The organism is Paenibacillus dendrobii (genome assembly GCF_009807035.1).
Classification (GTDB): domain Bacteria; phylum Bacillota; class Bacilli; order Paenibacillales; family Paenibacillaceae; genus Paenibacillus_AQ; species Paenibacillus_AQ dendrobii.
This window is the reverse complement of the sequence record NZ_WUBI01000001.1, coordinates 1317099-1342632: the sequence shown is the minus strand read 5'-3', so window position 1 is coordinate 1342632 and position 25534 is coordinate 1317099. Positions and strand designations below refer to the sequence as shown.

General features: G+C 45.9%; 20 protein-coding genes. 18 read left to right on the top strand and 2 right to left on the bottom strand.

Annotated elements, in window-relative coordinates:
• Positions 1–17: 17 nt before the first annotated feature.
• Positions 18–920, top strand: coding sequence for a LysR substrate-binding domain-containing protein (locus GRF59_RS05680; RefSeq protein ID WP_160496654.1), 903 nt, complete (start codon positions 18–20; stop codon positions 918–920).
• A 22-nt stretch (positions 921–942) separates the two neighbouring features.
• Here the strand turns inward: GRF59_RS05680 and GRF59_RS05675 are convergent, their stop codons facing one another.
• Together GRF59_RS05675 and GRF59_RS05670 are read right to left on the bottom strand one after the other, a co-directional pair.
• Positions 943–1524: a hypothetical protein gene (locus GRF59_RS05675; RefSeq protein ID WP_160496653.1), complete on the bottom strand. Its 582-nt coding sequence runs from the start codon at positions 1522–1524 to the stop codon at positions 943–945.
• 48 nt (positions 1525–1572) lie between these two features.
• A complete protein-coding gene (locus GRF59_RS05670) occupies positions 1573–2106 on the bottom strand; it encodes a hypothetical protein (RefSeq protein ID WP_160496652.1) in 534 nt (177 codons plus the stop codon).
• Positions 2107–2349: 243 nt separating this feature from the next.
• Here GRF59_RS05670 and GRF59_RS05665 point away from each other — a divergent pair, with 243 nt between their 5' ends.
• The 17 genes from GRF59_RS05665 (at position 2350) to GRF59_RS05585 (ending at position 25514) form a co-directional block, all read left to right on the top strand.
• Positions 2350–3072 carry a response regulator transcription factor gene (locus GRF59_RS05665; protein ID WP_272914964.1) on the top strand — a complete coding sequence of 241 codons (723 nt, stop codon included), beginning with the start codon at positions 2350–2352 and terminating at the stop codon, positions 3070–3072.
• Positions 3069–4058 carry a sensor histidine kinase gene (locus tag GRF59_RS05660; RefSeq protein WP_160496651.1) on the top strand — a complete coding sequence of 330 codons (990 nt, stop codon included), beginning with the start codon at positions 3069–3071 and terminating at the stop codon, positions 4056–4058. The genes GRF59_RS05665 and GRF59_RS05660 overlap by 4 nt, the downstream gene beginning before the upstream one ends.
• 184 nt (positions 4059–4242) lie before the next feature.
• Positions 4243–5016: an ABC transporter ATP-binding protein gene (locus GRF59_RS05655; protein ID WP_160496650.1), complete on the top strand. Its 774-nt coding sequence runs from the start codon at positions 4243–4245 to the stop codon at positions 5014–5016.
• Entirely contained in the window at positions 4991–6919 is a 1929-nt protein-coding gene (locus tag GRF59_RS05650) for an FtsX-like permease family protein (RefSeq protein WP_160496649.1), read from the top strand. Before GRF59_RS05655 ends, GRF59_RS05650 begins: the two co-directional genes overlap by 26 nt.
• Positions 6919–7938 carry a DUF418 domain-containing protein gene (locus GRF59_RS05645; RefSeq protein WP_237391643.1) on the top strand — a complete coding sequence of 340 codons (1020 nt, stop codon included), beginning with the start codon at positions 6919–6921 and terminating at the stop codon, positions 7936–7938. The genes GRF59_RS05650 and GRF59_RS05645 overlap by 1 nt, the downstream gene beginning before the upstream one ends.
• A gap of 115 nt (positions 7939–8053) precedes the next feature.
• Positions 8054–9526 (top strand): sensor histidine kinase, encoded by a 1473-nt coding sequence (locus GRF59_RS05640; RefSeq protein ID WP_160496648.1) that lies wholly within the window; start codon positions 8054–8056, stop codon positions 9524–9526.
• An 84-nt stretch (positions 9527–9610) separates the two neighbouring features.
• Complete coding sequence (locus GRF59_RS05635; protein WP_160496647.1) at positions 9611–10720, top strand: PD40 domain-containing protein; 1110 nt, start codon at positions 9611–9613, stop codon at positions 10718–10720.
• A 23-nt stretch (positions 10721–10743) separates the two neighbouring features.
• On the top strand, positions 10744–11730 hold the full coding sequence (locus tag GRF59_RS05630; protein WP_160496646.1) for a hypothetical protein: 987 nt from the start codon (positions 10744–10746) through the stop codon (positions 11728–11730).
• Positions 11731–11891: 161 nt separating this feature from the next.
• Positions 11892–12128, top strand: a complete 237-nt coding sequence (locus GRF59_RS05625) for a hypothetical protein (RefSeq protein WP_160496645.1) — start codon at positions 11892–11894, stop codon at positions 12126–12128.
• Positions 12129–12990: 862 nt separating this feature from the next.
• Positions 12991–13320: a hypothetical protein gene (locus GRF59_RS05620; RefSeq protein WP_160496644.1), complete on the top strand. Its 330-nt coding sequence runs from the start codon at positions 12991–12993 to the stop codon at positions 13318–13320.
• A gap of 432 nt (positions 13321–13752) precedes the next feature.
• Positions 13753–14808, top strand: coding sequence for a hypothetical protein (locus GRF59_RS05615; RefSeq protein ID WP_160496643.1), 1056 nt, complete (start codon positions 13753–13755; stop codon positions 14806–14808).
• Positions 14809–14966: 158 nt separating this feature from the next.
• Positions 14967–15446, top strand: a complete 480-nt coding sequence (locus GRF59_RS05610) for a DNA polymerase III subunit gamma/tau (RefSeq protein ID WP_160496642.1) — start codon at positions 14967–14969, stop codon at positions 15444–15446.
• Positions 15407–15763: a hypothetical protein gene (locus GRF59_RS29665; protein ID WP_237391641.1), complete on the top strand. Its 357-nt coding sequence runs from the start codon at positions 15407–15409 to the stop codon at positions 15761–15763. The genes GRF59_RS05610 and GRF59_RS29665 overlap by 40 nt, the downstream gene beginning before the upstream one ends.
• 72 nt (positions 15764–15835) lie before the next feature.
• Complete coding sequence (locus tag GRF59_RS05600) at positions 15836–20323, top strand: hypothetical protein (protein WP_160496641.1); 4488 nt, start codon at positions 15836–15838, stop codon at positions 20321–20323.
• Between the two features lie 57 nt (positions 20324–20380).
• Positions 20381–21001, top strand: coding sequence for an S-layer homology domain-containing protein (locus GRF59_RS05595; protein WP_160496640.1), 621 nt, complete (start codon positions 20381–20383; stop codon positions 20999–21001).
• 1 nt (position 21002) lies between these two features.
• A complete protein-coding gene (locus GRF59_RS05590) occupies positions 21003–22043 on the top strand; it encodes a hypothetical protein (RefSeq protein ID WP_341480010.1) in 1041 nt (346 codons plus the stop codon).
• 15 nt (positions 22044–22058) lie between these two features.
• On the top strand, positions 22059–25514 hold the full coding sequence (locus tag GRF59_RS05585; protein WP_160496639.1) for a peptidoglycan DD-metalloendopeptidase family protein: 3456 nt from the start codon (positions 22059–22061) through the stop codon (positions 25512–25514).
• The last annotated feature ends 20 nt before the right edge of the window (positions 25515–25534 follow it).

The window sequence follows — 25534 nt, the reverse complement described above, 5'->3', positions numbered from 1 at the left end:
AGATAGGCGTGTGAAATGTGAGTTTAATCAAATACGAAGTTTTTCATACCGTGGTGGAGCTGGGCAGCTTGACGAAAGCGGCGGAGATTTTGGGTTTAACACAGTCGGGTGTCAGCCATGCCATTCACAGCCTGGAGTCGGAATTTGGATTCTCGCTGCTTAGCCGGAGCCGTTCCGGCGTGAAGCTGACGGATAATGGGGATCGGGTTCTGAAATATATTCGGGATATGCTCTTGGTTCAGGAGCAATTAAAACAAGAAGTCGCTTTAATCAACGGGATTGAGGTGGGGACGATTCGGATCGGCACCTTCACCAGTATCTCCGTTCAGTGGCTGCCAGGCATGATCAGGCAGTTTCTTAGCCAACATCCGAACATTGAGGTCAAACTGTTTGAAGGGGATTACCATGAAATCGAAGAGTGGCTTCTGAAGGGGGAGATTGATTTCGGATTTGTTTCCCTGCCTACCATGGATTCTTTTCATATCATTCCGCTGAGGCAAGACCGGATGCTGTGCATTTTGCCTCCGGATCATCCGCTCGCTGAGCAGCGGGTTGTCCGGTATAGTCAGATTGCGGATGAAGCATTTATCATGCCGAAAGAAGGCAGCGATTACGATGTCCGGCGCGTATTGCGAAAGGGAAGGATCAAACCGCCTATCCCGTTTCAGGCTGCGGATGATTATGCGATCATTGCGATGGTCGAAAATGGCCTCGGCATCAGTATTTTATCTGAAATGATTTTACAGGGAAGAACGAATCATATCGTCGCCCTGGAACTTGAAGATCAGAGCTTTAGGTCGCTGGGGATTGCTTTGAACACGTCTAAAAGCAGCACTCCGGCTACCAAGAAGCTGATCGCGACCGCCAAGGAATGGCTGACCGGCTGGCAGCCGATGTCCCAAACCGGAATCAGACGCTAAGAGGGGCATCACGTGTGATCGGTCAGGCCTCCCACCATACCAGATCCGCCGTCGTGCCTACAAGTCCGGCTACCGTAAGCGATGCGCTGACTGACATGGTGATCGTCTGGCCGGGTGGTACCACATAACTTCCATTTTCATTATAGATGAACGGACCGGCTTGGAGCGGAACGCTGTAAAAGGTAGTCCCTCCCGTAACGGCCGCGGTGGAGGAACGGGCGGTCATGACGCTCGTGCGCGTGCTCGCGAAATTACTGTTCACCGGTGTTAGCGTCGTAGGGGAGGTCAATGTTCCTCCCTTGGTAAGCGTCAAGTTGCCGCTGAAAGACGAGAGCAGATTCAAGGCTACGTTTACGCCGCCCGTTTCCCTTGATACATAAAGAGTTTTCCCGCTTCCTGCCGGATTGGAGACTTGAATGGTTATGGTAACCGTACCGCCAAGCAGTCCAAGACTCGTCGAGTTGATGGCGTTCACCACATACAGATTTCCGGTTGCCCCGGCGCTTGTCTCCGGAGGCGCAATAATACCTGGGGATTTATACGTATTGGTCAGGTTTGTATAGACTGGCTGATTGGGTTCATCAAAGACATAATCATTGGGCATAGGTCTCCCTCCTCATGGTTATAAGATAACTGCTGAATTCAGCACTCGTTAAGCTTCCCACCAGGAAAGGTTTATCGATGCTGTCAGTGCCCCTGTGCCAAGGGTTACCGTTAAAGTCTGGCCAGGCGGGACGACGATGGAACCGTCCAAACTGATGACATAGATGCCGGTCGTAATTGGCATGTTCAAATAGAGGATAGGTGTTCCGCCGAGCGTGCCGTTATTTTGACGGGTAGTTACGATGGAGACGATGCTGCTGCCGAACAGGTTGTTTTGAACAGTCGGAGTCGTTCCGCCGGTAATCGTACCAGCTGAAAGTACATTCACTGCAGCTGCTGCCGTCGCTCCGCCGGAAATTCGCGAGACATATACCGATTTTCCGCTTCCTGCCGGATTGCTGATTTGCAGCAGAAGGCTTTGTGAAGCCGGTACGCTGACGCTGCCCGATGTGAGCGTAAATGATTCTCCTGACGAAGCGGCTCCTGAACCGGCAAATGTTCCGATACCCGGCGAAGTAAATGTGTTAACGCTTTGTGTGTACAAGGGTCGGGTTGATCTGTTGAAAATGTTGAAATTAGCCATGTTGTCATCTCCTCCTTAGCTGCAGGTTCAGTCCCACATCGGTAATCCGATTGCGCAGCAGCCGGATTTTTGTATAAGATTTATCCAGGATACATTTTCAGGAGAGCTGAAAGACTTCGTGATAATTTCATGAATAAGAGTTCCTGTCTGGTGAGAGACACCAAGAAGACGGTTTTACTTATTGTATGATTCGCATGAGTAATTGGATTGAGAGAGATTCCAGAATCCGCGAATGCGGTGTGAATGGAGATGAGACAGCTGGAGCGGATAAACATACTGATCATTGAGGACGATACGAAAATTGCAGGCTTGCTGAAAGCGCATATCGAGAAATATGGCTTCGCGGCTGCAATCGTCACAGATTTTAGCCAAGTGATAGAAGATTTCAAAAAAATACAACCTGATTTGGTACTTCTCGACGTAAACCTGCCGAAGTTCGACGGGTTTTATTGGTGCCGGCAGCTCCGGTCGTTGTCCACTTGCCCGATCCTCTTTATATCCGCAAGAGATAGTGAGATGGATCAGGTGATGGCGCTAGAAAACGGTGCGGATGATTACATAACGAAACCTTTTCATTATGATGTGGTGGTGGCCAAAATCCGCAGCCATCTGCGTCGTGCATACGGCTCTTATTCAGCGAAAGCGGAAGAGCGAACGGTTGAGTCGGCCGGTCTGATGTTATACCCCGAACGGTTCCTGCTCACATACCGAGGGCTGGAAGTTGAACTCACGCAAAAGGAATCCGTTTTGGTCGAAGCGCTGATGAAGAAAGCCGACCGGATCGTAAGCCGAGGGCGTTTATTGGATTTGATGTGGGAAGACCGGCATTTTATCGATGACAATACCCTGAATGTCTACATCACAAGAATTCGGAAAAAGCTGAAGGAACTGGGGATCGAGGAGCCGATCGAAACGGTTCGGGGGGCGGGCTACAAGCTTCGGTTGGAAGGAAATGATGGGGCATGAAGCTTTTTCTGAGAGAGCAGCTGCCGTTGATCTTGTTTTACACGGGTCAGGTGATTCTTGTCAGTCTGTGGTATTGGGTCGCAGCGGAGGAGCACACCGTTTCGGCGGTTGTGTACGGCGCATTGCTCGGTCTGGTTATGCTGCTGCTGTATCTGGCGTACCGATATTATAGTCAAAGAAGGTTGTATGCTAGGCTTGAATCGCCGCTTGGAGAGATGGATCAATCGTTGAACGAGCTCGGGGAAGCGCCTCTGGCGGAAGCATTAAGCGACTTGCTCCGGAATCAATTCCAGTTGTACAAAAACGAGCTGTACGGCACACAGCAAAAGCTGGAGAATCACGCTGCTTTTATCAATCGTTGGGTCCATCAGATGAAAACCCCGGTTTCCGTGATTCAGCTTTCGCTACAGGACTTGGATCTCGAAGACGAAGTTTCGGAAGGGATGCAAGAAGAAATAGACAGGCTGAAAAAAGGCTTGGAAATGGCGCTTTACACTTCGAGGCTGGATAAGTTTGAACAGGATTTCAAGGTGGAAGGCATTCATCTTCGGGACGCCGTGGAGAATGCCGTTGCGGAGAACCGGCAGTGGTTCATACGGAAGCAAGTCTATCCCGAGATTTCCATCGCTATAGATATGAGCGTGATCAGTGATGCCAAATGGCTTGCTTTTATGTTGGGACAAGTTATTGTCAACGCCGTCAACTATTCCGAGAGTCCCGGAAAAAAGGTTCAATTCATCGCTTACCTGCTTGGTTTAAATACTGTTCTTGAAATCAAGGATGAGGGGATAGGCATTGCTAAGGAAGATCTGGGCAGAGTCTTTGACCCTTATTTTACCGGAAACCAGGGCAGACAATATCATGAATCGACCGGAATGGGCCTTTTTCTAGTCCGGGAGGTATGTAACAAGCTGGGTCATCAAGTGGAAATTGAATCGGTCCTTGGCGAAGGAACGACCGTGAAATTTGTATTTATTCAATATTAGTTGTGTGTGTAGAAGGCGCTGCGGGAGTCGCAGCGTTTCTTTCTGTTTTTTGATAACAACAACAGAACATAACCTTACAAATGTTTAAGGTTGGGGTAAGGAGAATCCATAGTTTATATGGAAGCAATGTTATAAAGTGATGTACATAGAAAAGCATGAATGACAGGAAGGAGAAAGACGAAGCATGACTGATATTTTAAAAGTTACCGGTCTAAGCAAAGTATATCCGGGGAAAGTGACGACAAGGGCATTAACGGATATCGGGCTTACCATTCAAAAAGGAGAGTTTGTCGGAGTCATGGGACCCTCGGGGAGCGGTAAGACTACGCTTCTGAATATGGTATCCACCATCGACACGCCAAGCTCAGGCACCGTACTGATCAACGGGAGCAATCCGCATGAAATGAAGAAAAAGGAACTGGCTTTATTCAGAAGACGCGAGCTGGGTTTTGTATTTCAGGACTTTAATCTTCTGGATACGCTGACCGTGGCAGAGAACATCGTTCTGCCGCTTACGCTGGATAAGCAGAACCTCAAATTGATGGAAGCGAAACTGGACAAAATTGCTGAACGCTTAGGTATCGCGGATATTCTGAATAAACGGGTCTATGAAATATCGGGAGGCCAAAGACAGCGCGCGGCCATCGCTCGAGCCATCATACCCGAACCGTCGCTGCTGCTGGCAGATGAACCGACGGGGGCGCTCGATTCGAATTCTTCACGCACGGTGATGCAAACGCTGGAGAATCTGAACGAAACGGACGGTGTTACCATGATGCTCGTGACGCATGATGCCCAGGCAGCCAGCTATTGCCACCGCGTCGTATTCATCAAGGATGGGGTGCTGTCTGGCGAAATTCGCAGAGGAGACAGCCGTCAAGCTTTTTTCCAGAAGATCATCGACATGCTGTCATACTTGGGAGGTCATACGAATGAGCTTTCGTCAGTTCGCGTTTAATAATGTCAAACGGAACGCCCGGGCGTATTTCGCTTACTTCCTTAGCAGCAGCTTTATGGTCATGGTATTTTTCACGTATGCGCTCTTTATATTTCATCCGGATATTGACCAGACCCGGATCGGATCGAGTGTACAGATGGTCATGCAGACAATGGAATACATCATCTACACTTTCGCATTTTTGTTCGTTTTGTATTCGATAGGCACTTTTTTGAAGGCCAGAAATAAAGAATTCGGCATCCTGACAATTCTGGGAGCCACCCGCGGGCAGCTGAGCAAGCTCGTCTTTGTGGAAAATATGTTGATCGGCGCCTTGTCGATCGTGACGGGCATGCTGGCAGGGCTCCTACTGTCCAAGCTATTCCTGGCTCTGAGTGCCCGGATGATCGGCATCGAGCAGCTGGGTTTGTATTTTCCGACGAAAGCGCTCCTTTTGACGGTTACTGCTTTTATTATATTGTTCCTCGTTATTTCTGCCTTCACCCTTATTTTGATTAACCGCAACCGGGTGCTGGAGCTGCTCAAGGGATCAAGCAAACCCAAGAAGGAGCCAAAGGCATCCTTGCTGGTTTCTCTGTTTGGCATTCTCTTGCTGGCAGCGGGCTACTACGGAATCGATAAGAGTCTTACGCTCGCGGCGGTGACGGGAATTGCAGGCACTTACTTCTTCTTCACGCAAATCACGGTGCTCGCGTTCCGTTTGCTGAAGAAAAGCCGGCGCCTGACATGGCGCGGCACGAATCTGATCTGGATTTCGGAGATGGCTTATAAAATCAAAGACAATGCGCGGATATTGTTCATGGTAACCGTGGTCACTTCCATCTGCTGTATGGCGGTAGCTTTCATCATGTCGGTGAATTTGAGCAACCAAAGCAAGTACAAGGAAGATCCCTATTCGATCCGGTATTTCTTGAATGAACCGAACCAAGATCAAGCAGATTTGATATCCATTGAACACAAGCTTAGTGAGGAGGGGATCAAATATCGAATCTTCTCCACCGAATCCTATTTGGCCAATGCATCGGGTCGCAAAACAAATGTGTCTATTATGCCGGCGGAAAGTTACGGTCATATTGCGCATGAGCTCGGCCTGGCTGAGGCAGGGACTCTGCAGGGGAATCAGGCAGTGTTGGTCCAGTCGGACAAAGAAGCGAAGAACAACCCGGATTGGGATAAGGGCACCCATGTAACCCTTCATGATCCGAAAGCCAGGCTGCAGATTGTGAAGGAAATACGGACTAAGCAGGAAGTCTCGCCGGTTTCGGGTACCAATCTTCTTATCGTGAACGGGACGCTTTACGAACAATTGAGGAAGCAAATTCCGGAGGAGAAAAGCTACTGGATCGATTATGCGTACATTTTCATGATTCCGGCCTGGAATGGAGGCATCGCTCCGGGTAGGAATGATGAGGAATATAAAGTAGGCATGGAGCTCGAACGGTGGAACGAAGATCGGATTGAAAAAGGGGAATCGATACTTCCGATGACGACCCGGGGCGGCATGTACGCCACGCATGAACAATCCGTTTCCATGATGAGCTTCATTGGCATATTCATCGCTTCCCTGTTATCGGTTTGTTCGGCAAGTTTTCTGTATTTCAAACTGCATTCCGAGCTTAGGCAGGATCAGCGTATCTACACTTCAATGTCCAAAATCGGCTTGAGGACATCAGAAATGGGCAAATCGGCGACCATTCAAATTGCGGCTTTGTTTTTCATCCCCATATTTGTTTCCGCGATCCAGACGCTGGTTGTGCTCAACCGTGTACGTGAAGGTTTCGGTCTGGATGATGTCAATCAACCCGTGTTCATTGCTTCGGCCGCTTTTCTGATCATTCAAGCCGTCTATTTCCTTCTGGTCTGTTCGCGTTACATCCAGAAGCTGAAGCGGGTGATGGTGTAATGAAAGTGGGTATGGAAATGAAGAGAATCGACATATTGGATTACTTGCGCGGATTTGCGCTGGTCGGCATTATTTTTATTAATATTTTTCAAATGATTCCATATATCCATGTTCCGAAGGAGTACGGCTTTTGGAACCACTTGGAGCAGGGGATTTTGAAATTCATCGATATGGCGGTGTATGAAAGGTTTTATACGATTTTCAGCTTTTTGTTCGGCGTGGGATTCTTCTTGTTTATATCCCGCGCCCGCGCCCGGGGGGACAAAGCGTATCTTTTATTCGTGCGGAGATTGCTGATACTGTTCGTGTTTGGATTCATACACCATCAGTTTCAACCCGGGGAAGCTCTAATGCTGTATTCGATTTTGGGGTTGCTGCTTCTCCCTTTGTATCGATTGAAGCCAGCCTGGAATTTGGCCATCGCGATCATCCTGCTGGTTTCCAGCGTATGGCTGGGTTCCATCGGGATGAGCCTAAGTATGTTCGTGTTCGGCCTCTGGGCCGGACAATGCCGCATATTCGAGCAGGTCGATCGTTACTCCAAAAGATGGATTACCGTTCTGGTGATATCTCTTGTTCTCATCCCAGCGGGGTTATGGGCTCAGCAAGAAATCCTTGACCGGACAGGCATGGTGGACACGGCGATGGTCGTAGGAAGCCTTGCGGAAGACGTTTTTTACGTGACTTCGCTCACCCTGCTTCTACAGCATTCATGGATGAAAAAATGGCTTATGCCGCTGAGTAAGCTGGGGCGTATGGCACTGACGAATTATTTGATGCAGACCGTATTGATTTTAACGCTGGATGTGGTGCTGGATCTGAGCCATCATGCCTATTACTTGATCTTGGCCATGATCGCCACCGAGATTCTATTGCTTCAAATGCTGTGCAGCTTTCTGTGGCTCAACCGCTTTGCCATGGGACCGCTCGAATGGCTTTGGCGTCTTGGAACTTATGGAAAAATACCGGAACACTACAGAAAGAACAAATCTGAACAAGCAGGAAAAATATCCTTTTGAACAACAGCTTTCTTGAAATTGTGCCTGTTCTCCGCTACTCTTAGATCATCTCTCGGATACCGGTGTCTTGCGTAAAATTGAAGATAACGGGGAAGAGACAAGCGGAGGATGGGTTATGCGAATCAGTTTGAAATGGAAATTCACCGGCTTTTTAGCCGTTTTGCTCATATTTGCGATCGGATTGCTCAGTTTCCTTATCCTTCAAGGGATATCAAGCAACCAAAAGCAGCAGTTGGAACACATGATGGAACAGCAATCCCAAGTGGCATCCGACCGGATTCGGCAGCTGTACGTAACAGGCACCCAGGTGGACGCCGAGACATTCATGCGTTTGCAAGGGCCGGCGTTGGCACGCGAGCTTGGTACGGTCAGCGGAATGAGGGTCATACTGTATGATGCAAAAGGAAAACAAACCGGAGACTCTCTGATCATGGCGGAAAAGCCGGATGTTCAGCGTGCTCTCCGTTTTGCATTGCAAAATAAAATCGCTTATGAGGAACACGGCGAAATACTGGAGTATTTATCTCCCGTTCCAAGTGAGCAGGGACAGCTTGGCGTTATCCATTTTCAGACCTCAGTCAGCAGCCAGCACGCATTTTACCGCAGTATGCAAAATTTGTTTGTCATTGCAGGCGCTGTTGTTCTGGGTATCTCCTTTATCTTCGGATGGATTTATATGAATCGGCAGGCCACCGCAATAGATCGTTTGAAAAAGGCGACCGACTACATCCGAAAAGGGGATTATCTGGAGCAGCCCAGCCTGCAACGAAACGATGAACTGGGGGAGCTGAGCAGCGGGATTTTCGATATGAACGTGGCCATTCAGGCCAATGTGAATTCGTTGCAGGAAGAGCAGGCGAAGCTGCTTCTAACGCTGGAAAAGCTGCGCCAGCTGGAAAAGCAACAGAAGGATTTTATCCATAACATCAGTCATGAATTCAAGACGCCGCTGACCTCAATTCGTGCGTACGCGGATCTGTTGCATATGTATCCGGATGACCCGGCTCTTATACAGGATGCTTACGCATCCATCACGAAAGAAGCCGGAAGATTATATGATCTGGTGGAGCGTGTGCTCCATCTGGCAGCATCCGAGAAGTATGAATTCGATCACCACCCCGAGGAGGTTGAGCTCCAGGAGCTGCTTCAAGACATAAGTTCCAGAATGAAGGGGAAAGCAGAACAATTTGAAATATCCCTTCATACGGAACTTCGGCCGTCAAGGATCATCGGGGATCGCAATAATTTAACTCATATTTTTATTAATTTGCTGGATAATGCAATTAAGTATAACGTTGCCGGGGGAGCGGTAACGATGATGAATAAAGTCGTGAACGATCATGTGGAAATCCATTTCCGCGATACGGGGGTCGGCATTCCGGAAGATCGTCGAGAACTGATTTTCGAGCCGTTTTACACAGTGAATCATGACCGGGCGCGGAAGTCCGGCGGCAGCGGTTTGGGTTTGGCACTGGTGAAACAGCTTACGAAGCAGAATCACGGTGAAATCAGTGTGGAAACTCCTTTAGAGGGACCAGGAACAGAGTTTGTGGTTACATTTCCGCTCGCAAATGAGAAATGTTTATAAGTTGGAAACATTTCGATAATTTTTAGAAATGATTGATCTTTATACTGAAGAACAGTTAGAGACGAACGAAAAGGAGGGGCCGCGATGCAAAAAAATAGATGGAAAACTCGCTTGGGCATAGCGGTGATGATTGTCATGCTGGCAGCAGTGACCGGATGTAACGGTAACGGCAGCGGGAAAGTGACAGTCAAGACCCCTCCGATTCGGGAGGCAAACGCCAAGGTAGAGCTCAAACGGATTGATCGTCAGGATGATTCTTATGGATTGGCATGGTTATCCGATACGGAGATTATCAGCACGAAATCGCCGCTCTGGAAGGAGAGCGAACTGTATGCTCACTCGCTCATCAAGGAGAAAGATCCGGACCGGCGGCTCGGTGTGGAGAACGCTATAACGGTAAATCCTTCCCCGCTTCGCACGCATTTGTTCGTCAGCAACCGAATGGAAGCCTCGTTTGTAAATATGAAGGATGGAATAAAAACGCCGCTCGATATCAACGACGGAACGTATTCCATTTTGAATGGCGACGTGCGGGGTGCATGGTTGGGAGAAGAAGGATATGTTTTAGCAGTAACCTACGGACTCGGCATAGCGGAGCTGGATGGAAGGATAACACCGATTCTTAAAATGAACGGCCGGCAGTTTCCGGTTAAAGTCGAATCCGCTCCAGACAAATCGATTCCGGATGGATACCTGGTATACTTCATCGATCAGGCGCACTCGCTCTATAAGCTGAGGGTTGTCACAGGTACACAAAGTCTGCCGATGTCTAAAGGAGAACCCGAGTTGATTCGTCAACATGTTGCGGACTTCTCCGTTTCCCCGGATGGAAACCATCTGGCACTTTCGGTGGAAACCGGGGATAACAACAATACGCTGACTCTTATGCAGAGGGATGCCCCGCTCAAGGAGACCATTGTGGCGGAAGGACGGCTGGCGAGACAGATGTCCTGGTCGCCCGACGGCTCCAAACTTGCGTACTCCTTGTTCAACTTGGAGAGGGGAAGCTCCGGTCTCTATGTCATGGATACGAAATCAGGGTATATGACATTGGTATCTCTATATCCCAATTTGAAAAGTCTCCTGGTATGGAGTCCTGATAGTAACCTCCTGATGATGAGCCAGGAAAATCCGGAGATGAATCTGACTACCGAAAATACCAAGCTAATGACCGAAATATACCGGTTCAAATGAAAGGAAATGAAAAGGGGGGCATGATGTTGAAGTTGAAATCCGTTCAATTGCTGCTGTTACTGGTGACCGCGCTTATGGCGTCAGGCTGCGGCAATCAAAAAGAGGTAACCGTTCAAAATCCCGCGAACCAGAAGGAGCCACAAGAAAATACGGCGCAGCAAGATAACCAAGAGGATACCTTGGAGCAGTTCAAGCTGTTGGCTTCCCAGGTGAAGGAACCAGGCGAGGTCATCGCATTTTTGGATGCGAATATGCCCAAAGTGAATTCGGAGCAAGGGGATCAATTATTCATGGAGCTTGAGAAATTTTACGACCGGTATGTGCCCAGCTTGAATGATAATTTTTTAACGATGCTGTCCAAACCGGAAACTGCCCAGAAAATGAATGAGATCGGATATCCTATGGATATCAACAACATTAAAGGCGATGATACCCTGAAGCAGTGGCTGCTGGATCAACAGAAAGGCGGTCTTGCGCTGGGGAATACGGAAGGACAGTTTTACTGGAAGGTTGACTATAAAACGCTGCACAAATATGACAAGTACGTCTCTAATGATATCAAGAGTTATATTGCCTTGAAGGCTCTGGAGACGGAAAAGAACTATTTCGAGGATGGAACGATCGCCATTACAAGAGAAGAACTGGGAGACCGGATCTTAAAGGCGGAGTATTATCTGACCGAGCATCCGGATGGACTCCGGGCCAAGGAAGTTCTGCAAATCTATAAACAATATCTGAACACATATTTGACCGATTACCGTTACGATGCCATTGATGATAAGACCTTAAAGCTCTTGCCTACCGTTAAAAAGAGCTATCAAAGCTTTATGAGCGAACATCCCGACTCGAAGACGACTATCCTGGTCAAAAAATACCTTGAAGTGATCGATAAGAATAAAGATGTCATTTACCAAAAAGGAACGGACAGCATCATGGGACCACCAAAGGAAGATATTCAATCCTTCTGGGATTCGCTCGAAATGAAGGTTGATAGTTTGTTCGTCTCCTAATATGAAAAGACGCGGATTTAACCGCGTCTTTTTTTTGTTGTGCATGAAATTGTTTTTACCTATCAAGCATTTAAATCTTTGATGCTGCAACCTATCCGTAGGATAGGACGACAACGATAGTAAGGGCATTACTGCTCAACATTATAAAGGAGTTGTTGGATATGTTAGACCATCTTTTTCAGAAGATTGATGGAAGTTATGGGGAGGACGCATTTTTTATGGGGCTGGCGTTCAAGTTCGAGAAAGGGATAGCGATTATTGATAAACATTTCGATGAAGAAATCGCCGACGGCTTCATTCTTGAGTGGGTCAGCTTTATGGAAATGGCACATCCAATATCCGTTGTGTGCAAGGATACAGATGAACTTTTTTTAATTCTGAAGGAAGTTGCCCTGTAAATAACAGGGCTTTTTCTATATTTAAAAAGGATTAATTGGATACGACAATTTTATGAAAACTCCTTATATTACAGTAGTCTCTCTATCCATCCATATAGTTTCAACGGCTGGAACAAAAAAAGTTTAGAGAGCATTATTTTCACTTATATTGAACTGCGAGGTGGTATTTTTGAAATGCCCATGCGGCAGGTTTATTACGAAACAAGCTCTTGTTCTAGCGAACATATACGAATGTACGGAAGTCAAATGTATTCACTGCCTATCCGATCACCTAAATGTCCCATACCAAGAACTTTTGGATCGGTACATGGGAATATATGATTGCCGTCCATGTGCTCAAGACAAGAAAAAGGAGGAATTAAGAAGGAAGCTACTGGGATTAGAATAATGTACATGACAAGGGGACGGGCTAGAGATGGAACAGTTGGCGGGAGACTTCGTGAAATGCATAAAATGTGGATTTCGGTTTGTGACATCTAAGGCAAGGGAGAATTATCATCTGGAAGAATTAAAAGGAGAACCTTTGCTCTGTCTTCATTGTATTGGTGAAGTGACCGGTAAGGTGATGAACAAGTTTGGATATCTAGTCAAGTTTGAAGACTTGGAACCGTCGAACCACAGAATGCAGTCGATTCCCAGGGCTATAACTGGATGCAGACCATGCATGAAGAAGAGAAATTCGTTTTGAAATCAAACAGAAGTGAAGCGTAAAAAATACAATTCATCAAGTGTAAATATTACACTTCAAACCCATGCCTGATGTGTAATTTCTACACCCGAAGTATATCAAGTGTAAAAGATTATTAAGAGAAGGAAGTAAAGAAAGTTTAGGCACAATGGCTATTCTGAAGGGAGATAGAACATGAGAGAAGAACAAATGAATTCTACTGAAAGCGACGTAGATCAGGTCGTTGAAGTGAATGTAGAGGATCTCGATGGAGAGGTTATCGAAGATTTCACCCAACAGTTATCCATAAATGGTCAGTTTATATACAATGCTCGCAATGATGGTGTGATACTCATTGTAGAGAATTTGGGTTTCGGTGACGTGTATGTAAGCGACAAACCGTACGCTAAAGTTGGAGAGGAATCCCATAGACTTGTGTTCAAAGAACAACGTGCTTTCCAGACCGATCAACTGTTCTTCACGTCAGCAAGTCAACCCGTGGTGTCCATCATCGAAGTGAAATAAACGACTCAACGGAGATGCATGAATTCTTGTACGCAAGTCGGTTAAGAGCATGCTCTTGGTAACTTATATTGTTACCGAAGTCAGAAACCTACGAAGAGGAGGTGACGCAGATGCGTACGGATAAGATTAGCATTCAAGATATATATGCCTCTATCCACGCCACTCTTCGGGAAGATCCTGAGACTCTGAGTTTGCTAGGTTTGACTGCTGCCACTCCTTTAGAGGAAGTCTTGCGATTAACATAGCCGACCGGGTATCCGAGTTCTTTGATGATCAATTCATCAGGGGTCTGACGAAAGGAAGTGCGTTCAAGGGGAGGATGTCACAAGCTCTAAAGCTGATGACATCGACTCAGGGAACAGCTACAAATTCATTGCCCAAATAGCATTCACTATTGGGTTAGATGAAAATTAATAAGGAGGTCTCTATTTTATGGGAGTTACCAAAAACAAGAAGATGCTGATTAAGGGTGCGGGTAAGTTCATGGCAAAAATTCCGAATTGTGATGACCTCATCACAATCGGTACACTAAACAACATGAAGCTGGATATTCAGCTTGACATGCAAGACATTGAGGGTGGAGATTCCAGCGTATCCCTGGATACTTTACTTCGCAAGAAAACCATTGACATTACCGCGGAATCCGCTAAATTTGACCTGAATATGGTTCGTCTCGTACTCGGTTCTAAGCTGCGTGAAGGTGTTTCCGGTGCGGCATATAGCATGGTGACCGAGACCGTTAATGTACCATCGTCGTCTCCGTACCAAGTAACCTTATCGCATGTTGCTCTTGCTTCTCCTGCGCCAAAGGCCTATGAGGGCAATGTTGGTGGGTCGGACGTGACCGCAGACGTGTCTGTTTCTGGTGATATCGCGGTCTTTGATATGGCTCTTGCAGGTAAGCAGGTCGTGATTGTGTACGCGGTTGGTCAATCAGGTGTGACTCAAGATCCGGATGGTTTCGTGTGGGTTCTGGAGGAAAAACATACCGTAAAACAAAAAGGATCTGACTTCACGGTTGACCTTGCATACGGATCTAACCTGAATGTTGATCCTCAGATTTCTGTCCGTACACTAAAAGAAAACAAACTTCTGAAGAAAACGACGAGTGCTTCTCCAACGGAAGAGCAATACGTGATTAACGGTGGGGTGCTGAAGTTTAACTCTGCTCTGAAAGATGTGGACATCTACGTCAACTATAAGCGCAATGAAGTCGTAGATATCTTGGATATCACGACGAAAGACATTCCATTGACAGTGCATGTCGTACACGACGGTCAGTTTGAACAGAAGGATGGCACAATTCAGGGCTATCAAACTGAACTGTATCAATGCCGCGTAAAGTCCAACTTTACTCTTGACGCACAACGTCAACAAGCCTCTACACATAGCATTACACTAACGGTAATTGATCCTGAACGCGTCGACGGAAAGCTTGGTTCTATTAAGCGCTACGAAGCAGGTCAAGTACAAGGCGTCGATTGCTAATTAACGAAGACCCTCCACGGAGGGTCTTTTACATATGCGTTGTTATTTTTTAGCATTTATTACTTAGAATGTGCTGTGAGATGGCTTGTTGGAATTCCCCCGCCCAGGGTCATCTCGTATGACTTTATTTTGGGGGACAAATCAAAGGGGGCTTTTGAATGAGCGACAAAGAATTCGTAATTCCACGTTCGGGCGAAACGAATATACCGCGTGATCATGAACTTGAAGAACAGGTAGCAGAACAACCATCTGCCGCAGCTAATCCAGAGGACAGCAAAAAGGCCATTACACAGGATGAAGCTGATATTCGCGAGAAAGTTTTTTTTGAGGAAGATGAAAAAATTCGGCTCCGTGACGGAAAAACATACTACATTCCGCCGCTCGGCCTAAAGGATGCGCGGAAGCTCATGAAAAAGCTAAACACCATTGATAACGGTGTCATTATCGCTAACTTGATCCCGGAGGGCAGTGAAGACGAGGACCGATTCGAAGAGCTGATGGAAGTACTGCTGATGGCGTTCAAGCCCTACTATAAAGACATGACGACCGAGCATCTCGAAAATTATGTGGATCTGGAATCGGCTAAAAAGATCATCGATTGCATGATTGGTCTGAATGGCCTAAAAAAGTCGTTGTAACCTCTAAGGAAGAGGAAGAGGACTACGAGAATAAGCAGCCGGTAGATTGGGCGAACATCTTCTTCAAACTAGCGCATTACTGCAACTTGAAAAAGCAGGATGTCTGGGATATGACCCTACCTCAGTTGGGTTACTACTTAGAGCAGTGCAATGAACATATTGAATTTACAATCAAAGTATCTTCCATGTCACTTGGCGGACTGGGATTATTCGGCGGCGGTATGACGACCGAACCGATTCAGGATGAAGAGAAATATATCGATGGATACAAGATTGCTGAGGCTGAAGACATGAACTTCCTTGCTCAGTTGCTATAATTCTTTGCAAACTTCTGTCTGCTCCTGAATGGAGGGGGCAGGAGTTTTATTATATAGGGGTGGTGAGAATCCATGAATAATAACCAAACTGACATCATCTTGGAGATTCAGAAGTCAGTAGACAGCATGATCCGACTTGGGCAGAATTTAGAGACATTAGACTCTAGATTTGGCCGGTTAAATCAACGCATTGCTACCATGCAATCATCATTTGATGGATTAGATCGGCAGATATCCGGTCGGAGTGGTAGTAAGCTTCAAAATCAATTCCAGCGTAAAGCCAATGACCCGCTCCAAGATGACGAGACGAGAAGCGGCCACGCGTGGAGCAAAAGTTCTAATCCGGGATCAGCATTCAAAAAAAAGATCGAACGAACTACAGAGTCCTTCAATGATCATTTAAGCCGCAATTTGCAAAAAGAACTGGACAGCCTTAACAAAATGATCGATGAGATCGAATTATCGCCGTCAGCTAAATTGAAGCGTTATCTGAATAGCCAAATGGATCTGTTTAATAGCAAGCTCATCCAAAAAATCCGCGAGCAAGCACATGTTCAAATGAATTCATTGTTGCAGGAAATATCGATGATTCAATCAATGGATAAATCTATGAATCTCAGTCCATCCGCGCTTAACGCAACCGGGGGTGGGGCAAGTACAGCCGGAAGTAAAACAATTACCGAAACGGATTCCAAACAGGGAAACACCGTAGAAACTACGGCAAAAAAGGAAAATCAGACGAATCCGCTTGGTCTCCATGTAGCAGCATTCAATTCGATACGCAATATGCTATCCGGAAAATATCCGGACGTTACGATGGCAGTCTTGAATAAGGCTGCGGAGACCTTCCAGAAAACACAGGCGGAGACAGCTAAGATGACCCAAAGCCTGATGTTCAAAAAAGATTATCAGACGAACCATACTGATGGAAGCAGCACCGTAGACATGTCCAAGATAAACGCGACAATATCGAATCTTCAATCATTTATGCGGCAGCAGTCTGCTTATTATGGAACAGATTATTACGAGCTTTTTCAAGTCGGAAACATGGGCGCTAATGCACTGCAAGATCCAGTCGAAATCAAAAAATTCATTCAGTTGACAGCCCAGTTGAAAACATTAAATCCTAGCAGCAGCAGTATCAACATCGCTAAGGGTCTGGAGTCTGTTAAGTCGCAGTTTGGCTTGGAAATGGCGGATATGCAAAAACAGGTCGCTGAGCCGCTGGCTGTGATATCCAATCTGACAAGCACCCCTGTTGAACAACTTCTGAATTCAGTTAAACGAGTTGGTTCCACCATGAGCAGCGCGGACAACAATCCCACAACCGCAGCTGTTTTGGCTGGAGCGTCCGTCCGCGCAACCTCTTTCAATGAGGGGAACGTCAGTAAAGTTTACAGTGATATGTTGAAGAAATTGGAGTCCGAAAAAGGCATGAACCTGCTAAACCAGCTGGGACTGAAGACTTCCAATATCGATGCTCAAACTGGAATCGAGTCGAATAAGTCGGGTGATGAAATCATCCAGGATTTATCCAAGACTTTAGCCACAAAAGACGAGAAAACCAGAAAAGATACTTACAATTCTCTGTTCGGATCATCCGGCTCTTCAAAAGATGCGGCTGCGATGAACGAGTTAATGAATAATTTTATCAAAATGAATGAAGCAGTGAAGGAAGTTACGAATGATGGACTAGGGACCAAGTACAAAGAGATGATCCAGAAATCGTTGTCTAATCCGATGGTAAACGCTAATCGGGCACAGCAAAAATTCACGATCGCTTTTGATGCCATTGTTCAAGAACTTACCCCATCCATTAATAAGGTATCTTATGCCTTTATGAACATGGCTAGCTTCGTTGAGCGCAATGCCCTGTTGTTTGCCAGATTAGGCGAAGTGATATCCAATGTGATGATCGGCATGCTGATGTTGAAAGGGATTAAGTGGGGCGCCGGTAAGATCGGTAAGGATGTCGGGGCTAATTTCGAGACTCAACGGATGCGCAGCGGATTTCTCGGAGGAATCTCCGCATTAGAGGGAACGGGGCTTATCGGGAACGATATTAAAGGGCTGAGCCGTAAATATGTTGGTCAGCTGCAGAAAAATCCGCTTCTGGACGGTTATATCAAAGAGATGAATTCGATGAATGAAGAGCAACAAAAACATTTAAAAAATTATATAACGACAAAAAATATGGATGTAAAAGATCTTCCTACGCTGTTTACAGCGATGAATGAAGCTAAAAACTGGTCGGCCCGTGAACCTCTTACCGAAAATGAGAAGTTTGACAGACAGAAGCAGTATAACAATCGTTTGGCCACTCGCCCAGACTCGGCTAGTTTCATTCATCCCGCTTTTATGTCATCGATGTTAGGGGGAACAACCGATAGCACTACCTACAGTAATTTCCGTAGACATACGCCAGGATATGCTGACTTATCTGATAAATTAACCAGTATGAACCAAAAAGAGTTTCGAGGCTTTGAAGACCATCTGGCAGATCGAAACCGAAACGGCCTTCCTCCGGTGAAAAACTATCAAGAATTATCCCAGGCACTCGTTGCATATGAAAAGACACAGAGACAAGCGGATGCGGCGGCGCGACAAGCGAGCCCTACATTTGGCACTTTATCGAATGCCATTAGAGGCGTAAACAGTGAAATTTCGCGTACGCAAGCGTTGCGAAATGGATTTAAGCAATTTCTAAAGGATATTCCCGATCTTGGTAAAGGGGCAGCGGTTTCTCTTAAAAATCTTGCCGGGGGAATAGCAAAGCTTGCGCTGGAGATTGCTTCTGCAATCGGGCTTGCCCAAGCTGGAAAATCAATGATGGAAAATTTCACATCGACGGATGACCAAAGGAAACTTAACCAAGCTGATGCACTTGATAGTAATGCAAAAGATTTTGCAAATACGCTCCGGATCGATGGTAAAGGGGATCAATGGAGCGGAGAAAGTATAGGTAATATGTTGTTTTCCATGTATGGATCAGCCATGAATGGAATCTCTAGATTCTTTGGAGCTACCGAAACTCACTATGGAGTTGGAAATCAGTTCGATCTTTACAACAAGATGATGAGTGACTACAACTTTAATGGGAGTATGTATGATTTTGCCGAATATCTTAAGCAAAAAGGAGAAGCTGAGGGTAAGACTTCAGAGGACTATGTTAGAGAGTGGTATGCCAAAAGTGAGGATGGAAAAAAATCTGCGAAACTCCGTGAAGAAGCTGCGTCCATGCAATACAAAGACGCTCAACTAAAAGCAACGGAAGAAGAAAAACTACAGAAAATTGCGAAGCAAAACTATGAGGAAAAATACAAAAGTGGCAATGATGCAAACTTGGTTAATGAAAGTAGCGTAAAGCAGCGCGTGAAGGATAAATTGTCGGATGTTAAAAATCGAAACAATCTTGAAAATCTTCGAGCGTTGATGAGCGGAATGAAGACGGATTCTGATGAGTACCTCTCCATGCGGAGGGGACAAATTACGAAGCTGCGTCAGGTTTTAGATGAAGAGTTAGCCACTATTGATAAATATATTTCTAACGCGAAAGCCATCATGGCGAATTCAGATCCCAGTTCCGAGCAGTATAAGAATGCTTCTGAATCATTGATCCGATTACAAGAAATAAAACAGAAAGTTCAGGACGATGGAGAAGCAGAGATTAATCAGGAAGAGTTTCAGCAACGACAGGATGAATTCCAAAAGAATACGAACAAAGTTTCCAGGGAGCTGCAGAAAATTGATCTGCTTTCACAAGCCAAGGAATTGGCCGCAGCTAACAATATGGACACGCAATCACAAGCCTATCTGGATGTGATGAAGAAAATTGCCTTAAACAAGTTAGCATCGATGAAATCAGAGCTGGAGAACCTTAAGGCTATTCAGGCTTCTGGTGACCAAACCAATGAAAAGGCGATGCAGATTTTACAACTTCAAAATAGCATTGCCGGCGAGCAATCCAAAATAAAAGATTATAATCTTGCATCGATTGGCATTGGTGCACAAAAACTGCAAGAACATAACTCTGAACGGGAGAATGCTCTTCTTCGACTGAAACTTATGGCTGGAAATCCTGACGATGATTCCCCGGTTCTGCGAAATAAACGGATCGCGAATGCCAAAGCGGAGATTTCGGAGATTCAATCCATTATTAGCAACTTGCAACAGAGATTGACGAAGAACATAGAAGCTGGAGAGGCAAGTACGATCCAGGCTCAAATTCGCGACTTGCAGAAACAGTCCCTTCAAGCTCAGTTAGGAATTTTGGATGAACTGAAGGGTTCGGCAGGGACATTCAATCTCCCTGATGGGGTAACGGCAATGACCCGCTACGAGTACCTTACTCGACAAGGAACTCATAATACAACAACTGTTGGCATGGGGGATGTTACCGTCAACATTACATTACCAAATGTAACAAACACGACAACCCCTCAACAGTTGCAGAGCATTGGTCAAGGGATAGGTCAAGGCTTCAGCCAAGGTCGAATTGGCGGCGTACGTACTCAACTTGGAGGTAACCCTACGATTAATTACCGCAGTCGTTACGCGTGATAAGAAACCATTGCCCCGCCTTATATTGAGGTGGGGTAACTTTTAGGAGGTTGTTGCATGACACAACAGAACACATTGCAATCCGAAGATGCCGTCTATAAGAAAAAGTTGTTCTACGATAACGGGATGAAGTTCACGGAGGTCAAAGCAAAGCTTATTACCGAATATAAGCCACCAACTCCATCCCTCAAGACTCATGTGAACCAAACGCTGGCCTCATCTGCGGGACTCGTTCAAAATGGAACTTCACATTATAACGCTACTCTTACGATGCTCTTCTATTCTAAGAAAGAATATGCAGACTGGCTGCAGTACATTGGTTCGCAGCATAAGTATTTCGATGAAAAAGGAACAGTGTATATCGGAATCATTACGGGAGAGCCCGATGTTAAAACTGCCGAAATGGAGACCAAGTACATTGTCACCATTGGACTCTCCCTCGTAAGAAAGCAGGAATTCGAGTACAGATACAAGACAAGGTTTATAGATATCGACGCTCATTGGGCAGAAGACTACATCATAGAAATGCAGCAATTGGGACTCATTGCAACAAATTGGACTGGCGACGGGGAAGAGGTAGATTACTTTAGGCCTGATGATCCAGTCACGCGGGCAGAGTCCGTGACCCTGCTTATGCGTACTTATCGCTACGTAGATAAGCTTCTGAGGGGGTATTGATGTGAAACGTTGGATTGATGTGGATGCACTTGACTGGTTCTATCGCGACACGTTAGACATGACAAGACTAAAAATAGATGCAGACGGCACGGATGTCCTACAGGGAATGACTTACAATGTGTTCGAAACGGGTCAGGGAAGAATCGTCAAAAGGTTCATCACCGTTGAAGGTCAGCAGGAATTTCTCATTCCCGAATACAATTACAGCGCCAAAAATCCCGTATACATTATCGTAAACGGAGTTGAGGTAGTTCCGGAGTCGATCGAAACCGGAAAAATAACGCTGACCAACCCTCTATCTTCAGGCATAGAGGTCGTTTGCATCGCTTATGGTAATCCTGCAATGAAGCGTGATGGATGTTTGGATACGCCTTATGAAGGCTGTTCGAACTACCATCACCCATACGCAGCATTAAAACATAAAGATACCTACTTCTTTAGCTTGAACCATGCGCCTGAGACGTGTACCGTACTTGGCGTAAAGCTTAAAAGGCTTATCGTTAACATCAAAGCAGGGGATGATGTTACAACGGAAATTAGAAATGCACTGGGATTTCAAAGAGATAAATTCGTCATACATGAAGGGATCGTATATCTTCCCTACCAATACAATGGGTTTCCAGCCGTTATTGGTTATAACGCCAATATCAATGGGGTTAATAAACGTACCGTTGAAACCGTCATTGTAGAGTCTACTTGCGTCCGATTGAACGATAGGCTATTCCCTAATGTGAATTTGCGCAGAGGAGAATTCTTTGGTTTGCTGTATAACCTGCTTTCCAATTTGCACAATCGCTATACAGATACCAAATTGGAACTGAATCCATCTCCGCAAAGAAATATAGCAGACGGGGCTTCTCTTGACTCTAAATGGTATGCGAAGCAAGTCAGAACTCTTTTCGATGAGAAGTTTATGGATGGATGCTATGTTTTTCCCCTCTATGCGGATGATAAGTTCGAGGGCCAGGAATGTATGACACGAGCTGAAGCAGTAACTTACTTGAACAGGTTTATTGAGTGGGTCACTGAGAAATATAGATAAGGTAGGTGATCATAAGTGGCATACGTATCGAATCTTAACTATCCCTCGGATCGGTTGATGCACGGGATCATGGAGCGTATCAACGCCTTGGGAAGCTCACCGAAGGTAATTATCGAATTGGACAAGTTGTCTTATGTTCCTGGAATCCGGAGAAAGTACGATGCTGCTCAATATGTTTACGATAGTGTAGTTCATGAGCAGCTATCAATTGATAAGGCGGAGAAACTCACCGATTACGTCGGTGGTGGTTTGGTGGACATACCCACGGAGCTGAGAAACTCAAGCATGTCCATGCCTATTCTATCGAGTAGCACGATGAGCGGACATAAGAATGATGATCTTCATATTAATGGCATGAGAATCACGGATTGGTTTGAGACAGATCCCAGGTGTTCGCGAAAGAAGCATAAGGGCATAGACCTTGACCTTGCGATTGGAGATCCCGTATATGCGGTTTGGGATGGTACAGTAACTTACGCGCAGAACAATGGCGGGTACGGTAAGGTGGTATATGTAAATCACGGTAACGGCTGGTCAACCCGTTACGCCCATTTAAGCAAAATCAGCGTAAACAAGGGAGAAAAGATATCTGCCGGGTCAGCATTGGGGCTAGGCGGGAATAGTGGTCACATCATTACTTCCGGTGGCGGGGATGGTTCTCATTTGCATTTCGAGGTGAGGAAGGATGACGTGCCGCAGAATCCGGAGCCTTTTCTCCGTGGAAAAAAGACGGTTCAAACGCCATCTAAGGGCAAGGTCACAACGGGTTCAGGTACGGCAGAGCATGTGCAATTTCACGTGGAGGCAACGGCATATATTGCGGCCTGTCCCGGATGCATAGGGATTACACGCGGCGGCACGGATGTTCGGGTATGGAAAAATTGGAAGATCATCGCCGTAGATCCCTCCGTCATTCCACTGAAGAGTACCGTTGAACTCATCGTAGACGGCGTAAGCTGGGGGGATTACTTAGCCGACGACACCGGTGGGGATATCAAGGGTGATCGTGTTGATATTCTTATGGAGACGAATGCGAAAGCCTTGAAATTCGGTCGTCGAGATATCGTTGTGCGAGTCAAGACATGGGGAGATGGTAAAGCTAGAGGATCCGGTGAAACCGGTACTCCCGTAAGCACTCAACCGATGCAGGAATTGGTCACCTACCAGGTCAATAAAACAACAACGCAGCAGACTTACTTCAAAGATTTTAATACGAAGCCAGTGCTAGACCCTAAGAAGTACACATCATTAAACGGCTCAACTCAGTTCTACGTCAAAGATGGCAGCAACCAAGTGAACGTACTGGGATTCAAGGGAACTGCAGGAGCAGGAGTCAAAAAAAACATAACATTTGAGCATGATTGGTTCAAGAACGGAAACCTTGGCTGGGCCTATTATACAGATCTTGATATGGACGATGTAATCACGGTAAAGGTAGATGATTACGTGCTCGCCACGATTAAAGGAGTATCCGCAAAAAACGGAATCGCCTACCCTCCGTCCATTCCAATTCCCAAAGGGCATCATAAAATCGAATTTTCGCTAGCGAACTCCTCCAAAGCCTCTACAGGTATATTTGGTATTCTGTATCTAAAAGCCAATGAATTTGACGTTGAGACTGTGGAACAGAAGCAGGTTTGGAGCTTTGAGGATGAAATGAATTCAGTTAACAACTGGACTCCATATGGCACGGTCATTCAAAAGGATAAAGGCGATGTTCAATTCATCTCTACCAACGGTGGTGAGGCAGGAATTGAACGTCTAGGCAAGATTAAAAAGTTCCCATTCACGATGTATTTTAAGATCAAAGTTGCTGCCAACACCAAGGCGAAAGTTGTTGTAGGTAATGGCAATAAAGCTTTTTTATTGCATATTACAGATGATGACGTATACTCGCAGGGCGGCGGTTCTTATCGTAATGATAACAAGTTGGACTTTGTCGAATACACTATGGTTTGTCATGATGATACGGACATGGATTTGTATATCAAGAAAAAAGATGTTTGGATGAACACAGGCATACGCGGTGTGGCTTTCGACTACACATACACAAGCAGGATTCTCTTTGCTGTTACAACAGGCTCCTTTGAACTGGATAGTGTAAAATACGCATTTAATGACTACGCCATTGAGCAATTTGCTACTCACATTGCGAATTCATATAAAGATAAGTGGTATGAAGTGGGTGATTTCGTATTCGAGGAAATGTTCACCCTGGATACCGATATTATGAGCTGGGAAATCAATACGCATCTTGATATGGCGTCTACGACGGCGAAAGTGACCCTAAACAATGCCAAAGGGATCTATTCTCCAACTTGGGAAAGAAAGCCTGAGTTCCCCGACTCGTACCAAGTGCTTGAATCTCCGCTAACGTATTATGAAGAAGGGGAACTTCGTCATGTCATCAGTGAAGGTACGCCTGTGAGGATCTATGCCGGGTACGGAGAAGAAGTCGTTAGGGTGTTTACGGGCTTGATCAAAGGAGAAATCGAAGAGGACTCGGAGAATCGAACGGTTTCTTTTAGTTGCGTTGACAGGTTCGACATGATTGAGGAGTTCGTATTTTACAAGCCTATGTCATATCCTCCTGAAGAGGCTTATGCAGGCGACAATGGTGCTTTTGCATGGATTAAGTCATCCGTCATCGAGGATATCGTCGTCGCGTCGGGGATGAGTGAGTGGAAAATTCATGCAGAGGACTTCATGAACCCGGACTATATTATTGAAGACACGGTATACATTGATGTGAATAAAGGTCAGAACACATTCATGAAGTTCAATAATGAAACGGGGGAGCTGGAAACGGTCAGCCAAGAGTCGATCATGACAGTAGGTGGTTGGCAAAATCCATTCGTAACGTCCGTCACATTTCCTGTAGGGACAAGGGCTTCGGACGCATTACAGTCATTAATGCAAGACATTCCATACCGTGCGTATTGCGATAGATACGGGACGTTCAGATTGATGAAGATGGATTTCTTGGACTACCCGGATTGGGCCGTGCAATCAGGCTCGAAGTGGGAATTCATGGACGGAGAAAACCTGCTATCCATGAGTTCCTCAACGGATTACTCAGGTGTAAGAAACCACTTAATGATTTCCGGGTCAACTGGAATGATCGAGCATTTTTTCGATAAAAGTCTCATTGTCGCAACGAAAGGGAACATCAGAACCGCAGGAGTGCAGCAGAATTGGTTGGACGAGAAGGATGAAGCTTCCATGCGCGGAGCCAAGGAGCTTGTAGCAAGTAAGATATTCTTCGATATCAAACGTCAAGCAAGAACCAAGAACGTAATTGTCAAAGGAAACCCGCTTATTGAAATTTTAGATGCGGTTTACGTATACGACAGTAAGACATACACCGCGAATTACTTCCTTGTGAAAGGTAACAGAATGGTTGGGAATGAACATGGCATTGTGAACTATCTGGAACTCACATGGGAAACTCTTACGAATCCCTCATCATGATTTTGAAGCAAGGAACAGTT

What these genes read in the sequence shown, in the direction of transcription:
- GRF59_RS05625 (WP_160496645.1), top strand. Translation starts at nt 11,892, where the DNA reads ATGTTAGACCATCTTTTTCAGAAGATTGATGGAAGTTATGGGGAGGAC.
- GRF59_RS05670 (WP_160496652.1), bottom strand. Translation starts at nt 2,106, where the DNA reads ATGGCTAATTTCAACATTTTCAACAGATCAACCCGACCCTTGTACACA.
- GRF59_RS05635 (WP_160496647.1), top strand. Translation starts at nt 9,611, where the DNA reads ATGCAAAAAAATAGATGGAAAACTCGCTTGGGCATAGCGGTGATGATT.
- GRF59_RS05660 (WP_160496651.1), top strand. Translation starts at nt 3,069, where the DNA reads ATGAAGCTTTTTCTGAGAGAGCAGCTGCCGTTGATCTTGTTTTACACG.
- GRF59_RS05595 (WP_160496640.1), top strand. Translation starts at nt 20,381, where the DNA reads ATGACACAACAGAACACATTGCAATCCGAAGATGCCGTCTATAAGAAA.
- GRF59_RS05665 (WP_272914964.1), top strand. Translation starts at nt 2,350, where the DNA reads ATGGAGATGAGACAGCTGGAGCGGATAAACATACTGATCATTGAGGAC.
- GRF59_RS05600 (WP_160496641.1), top strand. Translation starts at nt 15,836, where the DNA reads ATGAATAATAACCAAACTGACATCATCTTGGAGATTCAGAAGTCAGTA.
- GRF59_RS05615 (WP_160496643.1), top strand. Translation starts at nt 13,753, where the DNA reads ATGGGAGTTACCAAAAACAAGAAGATGCTGATTAAGGGTGCGGGTAAG.
- GRF59_RS05655 (WP_160496650.1), top strand. Translation starts at nt 4,243, where the DNA reads ATGACTGATATTTTAAAAGTTACCGGTCTAAGCAAAGTATATCCGGGG.
- GRF59_RS05645 (WP_237391643.1), top strand. Translation starts at nt 6,919, where the DNA reads ATGAAAGTGGGTATGGAAATGAAGAGAATCGACATATTGGATTACTTG.
- GRF59_RS05610 (WP_160496642.1), top strand. Translation starts at nt 14,967, where the DNA reads ATGAGCGACAAAGAATTCGTAATTCCACGTTCGGGCGAAACGAATATA.
- GRF59_RS05630 (WP_160496646.1), top strand. Translation starts at nt 10,744, where the DNA reads ATGTTGAAGTTGAAATCCGTTCAATTGCTGCTGTTACTGGTGACCGCG.
- GRF59_RS05650 (WP_160496649.1), top strand. Translation starts at nt 4,991, where the DNA reads ATGAGCTTTCGTCAGTTCGCGTTTAATAATGTCAAACGGAACGCCCGG.
- GRF59_RS05675 (WP_160496653.1), bottom strand. Translation starts at nt 1,524, where the DNA reads ATGCCCAATGATTATGTCTTTGATGAACCCAATCAGCCAGTCTATACA.
- GRF59_RS05640 (WP_160496648.1), top strand. Translation starts at nt 8,054, where the DNA reads ATGCGAATCAGTTTGAAATGGAAATTCACCGGCTTTTTAGCCGTTTTG.
- GRF59_RS05620 (WP_160496644.1), top strand. Translation starts at nt 12,991, where the DNA reads ATGAGAGAAGAACAAATGAATTCTACTGAAAGCGACGTAGATCAGGTC.